This window comes from Oscillibacter valericigenes (genome assembly GCF_016902445.1).
Classification (GTDB): domain Bacteria; phylum Bacillota; class Clostridia; order Oscillospirales; family Oscillospiraceae; genus Oscillibacter; species Oscillibacter avistercoris.
Genome location: NZ_JACSNX010000091.1, coordinates 1 through 237, shown reverse-complemented (window position 1 = coordinate 237; position 237 = coordinate 1). Strand labels below are relative to the sequence as shown.

Here is a 237-nt window from a genome sequence, read left to right as displayed (position 1 = left end):
CATCACCAGAGCAAGCACCAGAGAAAGGAACTTCTTCATTCGGATTTCTCCTCCTTTTGGTGTTTTGCCGTCGCCTTTCCAACTTTTTCGCCAGAAGAGTACGTATCTCGGTCCCCGGAGCCCAAAGTCGCTGATGCGGCTGATTTTCTTACAAAATATGGTAGCAAAACCGCCGTTTCCTCCTTTCGCTATTCTTTGATTTTTCGGCTGGATCTTCTGTGCAGCCTTTGTTTTCGC

Annotated in this window: 1 protein-coding gene; it reads right to left on the bottom strand. The window is 47.7% G+C overall.

Going from position 1 to position 237, the window contains the following annotated elements:
• Nucleotides 1–237 (bottom strand): hypothetical protein (locus tag H9X91_RS14150; RefSeq protein ID WP_204805892.1); only part of this gene is annotated, 237 nt, incomplete at both ends.